We start from the raw sequence: 3,525 nt of genomic DNA on the forward strand, positions 1-3,525 counted from the left end.
CGCCGCGGGTGGCGTCGCGGCGTCGTCGGGCGAGTCGGTAACCTCGGTCATGCTCACACTCTATTGCTGAGCCCCGCCGCGCCGAGGAGGACGACATGACCGAGACGCCCGAGCAGACCCTGCTGCGGCTGCGCGCCACGATCGACAACATCGATGCGGCGCTCATCTTCGTGCTCGCCGAGCGCTTCCGTGCGACCAAGCAGGTGGGTGAGCTGAAGGCCGATCACGGGATGCCCGCATCCGACCCCTCGCGCGAGGAGCAGCAGGTCGCGCGCCTCCGACGCCTCGCCGAGGAGGCCGACCTCGACCCGGCCTTCGCCGAGAAGTGGTTCAACTTCGTCGTCGCCGAGGTCATCCGCCACCACACGGCCGCCGCCGACGCCCGCTGACCGCGATGGCCGCCGAACTCCCCATCGGGACCCTGCTCGAGTCGAGCGACGGCGCCCGCGCGCACGTGCTCGCCCGCAAGCTCAACCGCCATACGTTCTGGTGCGGCCAGAGCGGGTCGGGCAAGACCTACGCGCTCGGCGTGCTGCTCGAGCAGGTGATGCTCGAGACCGAGCTGCCCCTGGTCATCCTCGACCCGAATTCGGACTTCGTGCGTCTCGGGGAGATGCGGGCGGGCGCGGATCGTGCATCCGCCGACGAACTGCGCTCGCGCGACGTGCGCGTGCTCGGTAAGAACGGCGACCACGACCTGCGGGTGCAGTTCACGAACCTGCCGCTGAAGTCCAAGGCCGCGGTCGCCCAGATCGATCCGATCCTCGACGCCGACGAGTACAACCACCTGCTGCGCCTCGAAGACGAGGTGCACGCGATCGACGACCGCGACCTCGTCGCCCACCTCCGGGCCAAGGGCTCGCCGGTGCATGACAAGCTCGCCAATCGCCTCGAGAACCTGGGGATCAGCGAGTGGGATCTGTGGGCGTGGGGCGGACGCAACGTCGGCGACCACCTCGACGAGCGGGCGGATGCGACCGTCCTGGACCTCGGCGGGTTTCCGACACCGGCGGAGTCGCGGGCTGCGGCGCTCGCCGTGCTCGACCACCTGTGGGAGCACCGCGAGGAGCGCGTCGGACGGCTCATCGTGATCGACGAGGCGCACAACCTCTGCCGCCCCGACCCGTCGACCCCCGTCGAGCGGCTGCTCACCGAACGGATCGTGCAGATCGCCGCCGAGGGCCGCAAGTACGGGCTGTGGCTGCTGCTGTCGACGCAGCGCCCGTCGAAGGTGCACATCAACGCCCTGTCGCAGTGCGACAACCTCGCCCTCATGCGGATGAGTTCGCCGAAGGACCTCGCCGAGCTCGCCGACGTCTTCGGCTACGCGCCGGCGTCGATGCTGGAGCGCTCGTCGGCGTTCGCGCAGGGGCAGGCCCTGTTCGCGGGCGGGTTCGTCGATTCGCCCGTGCTGGTGCAGATGGGCGCGCGCCTGACCGAGGAAGGCGGCTCCGACGTCGCCGTCCCCCTGCGCTGACCGGAGCCGGCGCGGAGGGACGGATCGTGGCGAACGGCCTCAGGGCGTCGCGCGACGAAGGGTCAGGAACGATCCCGCTGCGAGCACCACGGTCAGCAGCAGTCCCCACAGGGTGAGTCCGACCGCCCCCTGCTCGACGAACCAGGTGAACACCCGTCCCCAGGCGTCGAGGCGCCCGATGACCCACATCACGCCGACGAGCAGCAGCGCCAGCGCCGTGTAGACGAGTGCCACCCACAGGGGCCCGAAGCGCTTGTAGAGCGTTGCCGAGGCGAAGCCGATCGTGAACACCAGCACGGTGAAGGCGAAGTAGAACAGCCAGGCGGCCCACCATCCCGCTTCCCAGATCCAGGTCAGCTGGAAGAAGTATCCGTTCATGCCCCAGCCGCCGGTGGCGTCTTCGAGGAAGCCGCCGATCACGAACACCGTCGCGAGCAGGATCGCGGTGATCGTCGCGGTGGCGAGGGTGCCGAGATAGAACTCGCGTCGTGTGATGCTGAGGGCCTGGGAGAACGGGAAGGTCATCGTCAGCGCCTGGATGCCGACGAACAGGAAGTACCACAGCGGCGCCTGCGCGCCGCCGCCGTAGAAGGGTCCCGGAAGGCCCGAGCTGCTGAGCAGCGCATAGATCGCGAGGGTCACGACGAAGGCGCCGGTCAGCACGATGAGGGGCACCCATACGTAGGTCTGGCGGTTCACCAGCTGCAGACGGATGACGTTCAGGGTGCGGTTCATCGCGACACCTCCGGGGATGCGGTGCTCGACGCGTGCTGCGTCAGACGCACGATCAGCTGCTGGAGCGAGACCGAGGCGACCTCCAGGTCGGCCTCGGCGAGACGCTGACGGTCGTCGTCCGTGAGGGCGCCGAGCACGGTCACGCTCGCGACCCGGCCGAGGCTCTCCCGGTGGATCACCTCACGGCCGGCCACGAAGGCGTCGACGGCCGCAGCATCGCCGACGATGTTGGCGGCACGATCCCGCACCTCGTCGGTGCTCTCGTCCATGAGGATCCGGCCCTCGTCGATGACCAGCACGCGCTCGATGAGATGGGAGACCTCGTCGATGAGGTGGCTGGAGAGCACGACGGTGCGCGGATGATCGCTGTAGTCCGCGACGAGCCGGTCGTAGAAGATCTGCCGCGCCACCGCATCCAGCCCCAGGTAGGGCTCGTCGAAGAACGTGATCTCGGCGCGCGAGGCAAGACCGATGATGACCCCCACCGCCGACAGCTGGCCGCGGGAGAGCTTCTTGATGCGTCGCTTGAGGGGCAGGCGGAAGGCGGCGACGAGTTCGTCGGCGAGATCCTGGCTCCAGTTCGGGAAGAACAGCTTCGCGGCGCGGAACGCGTGCAGCGGCGTGGCGTCGTCGGGATACTTCTGGCTTTCACGCACGAAGCACATGCGCTGAAGCACGTGCGCATTCTCGTAGGGCTGCTGGCCGAACACGGTCACGTCACCCGACGTGGCGAAGTTCTGCGCGGTGAGGATCGACATCACGGTCGTCTTTCCCGCGCCGTTGCGGCCCAGGAGTCCGTAGATGGTGTCCTTCTCGATGGTGAAGCTCACGTCGTCGACCGCGACGGTGTCGCGATAGCGCTTCGTGAGGCCGTTGACCTCGATCACGGCGGTCATGGTGTGGTTCCCCCTGTTTCGGTTCGGTCGGTCGCGATGGTCTGGTCGGATGCGGCGGCTCGCTCGCGCACGAGCCGGCCGAGGTCGTCGGGCCCGAGGCCGAGCTTGCGGGCCTCGACGAGGAGCGGTTCGACGTATCGGTCCGCGAAGGCGGTGCGGCGCTCGTCGAGGAGCCGCTCACGGGCTCCGGGTGCGACGAACATGCCGATGCCGCGGCGCTTGTGGAGCACCCCTTTGTCGACGAGCATGTTCACTCCTTTCGCGGCGGTGGCCGGATTGATGCGGTAGAAGGCGGCGAGCTCGTTCGTCGACGGCGCCCGCCCCTCTTCGGGAAGGCTGCCGTCGACGATGGAGTCTTCGACGCTCTCCGCGATCTGCAGGAACAGCGCCCTGCCTTCTTCGATCACTTGCGCCCCC

Annotated in this window: 5 protein-coding genes; 2 read left to right on the top strand and 3 right to left on the bottom strand. The window is 68.5% G+C overall.

Annotated elements, in window-relative coordinates:
- Positions 1 to 95: 95 nt before the first annotated feature.
- Positions 96 to 389 carry a chorismate mutase gene (locus B4E30_RS05730; protein ID WP_071044258.1) on the top strand — a complete coding sequence of 98 codons (294 nt, stop codon included), beginning with the start codon at positions 96 to 98 and terminating at the stop codon, positions 387 to 389.
- Between the two features lie 5 nt (positions 390 to 394).
- Complete coding sequence (locus B4E30_RS05735; protein ID WP_286793937.1) at positions 395 to 1,477, top strand: ATP-binding protein; 1,083 nt, start codon at positions 395 to 397, stop codon at positions 1,475 to 1,477.
- A gap of 39 nt (positions 1,478 to 1,516) precedes the next feature.
- Here the strand turns inward: B4E30_RS05735 and B4E30_RS05740 are convergent, their stop codons facing one another.
- The 3 genes from B4E30_RS05740 to B4E30_RS05750 are packed head-to-tail and all read right to left on the bottom strand — an operon-like array spanning position 1,517 to position 3,515.
- Entirely contained in the window at positions 1,517 to 2,212 is a 696-nt protein-coding gene (locus B4E30_RS05740; protein WP_286793939.1) for a hypothetical protein, read from the bottom strand.
- Complete coding sequence (locus B4E30_RS05745; RefSeq protein WP_286793941.1) at positions 2,209 to 3,108, bottom strand: ABC transporter ATP-binding protein; 900 nt, start codon at positions 3,106 to 3,108, stop codon at positions 2,209 to 2,211. Before B4E30_RS05745 ends, B4E30_RS05740 begins: the two co-directional genes overlap by 4 nt.
- A complete protein-coding gene (locus B4E30_RS05750; RefSeq protein ID WP_071044261.1) occupies positions 3,105 to 3,515 on the bottom strand; it encodes a GntR family transcriptional regulator in 411 nt (136 codons plus the stop codon). Before B4E30_RS05750 ends, B4E30_RS05745 begins: the two co-directional genes overlap by 4 nt.
- Positions 3,516 to 3,525: the final 10 nt, after the last annotated feature.

This window comes from Microbacterium sp. UBA3394, assembly GCF_002358725.1.
GTDB classification, from domain to species: Bacteria; Actinomycetota; Actinomycetes; order Actinomycetales; family Microbacteriaceae; genus Microbacterium; species Microbacterium luteum.

Bases quoted from the DNA above. Each gene is read 5' to 3' on its own strand.
- B4E30_RS05740 (WP_286793939.1), bottom strand. From the start codon at position 2,212: ATGAACCGCACCCTGAACGTCATCCGTCTGCAGCTGGTGAACCGCCAG.
- B4E30_RS05735 (WP_286793937.1), top strand. From the start codon at position 395: ATGGCCGCCGAACTCCCCATCGGGACCCTGCTCGAGTCGAGCGACGGC.
- B4E30_RS05730 (WP_071044258.1), top strand. From the start codon at position 96: ATGACCGAGACGCCCGAGCAGACCCTGCTGCGGCTGCGCGCCACGATC.
- B4E30_RS05745 (WP_286793941.1), bottom strand. From the start codon at position 3,108: ATGACCGCCGTGATCGAGGTCAACGGCCTCACGAAGCGCTATCGCGAC.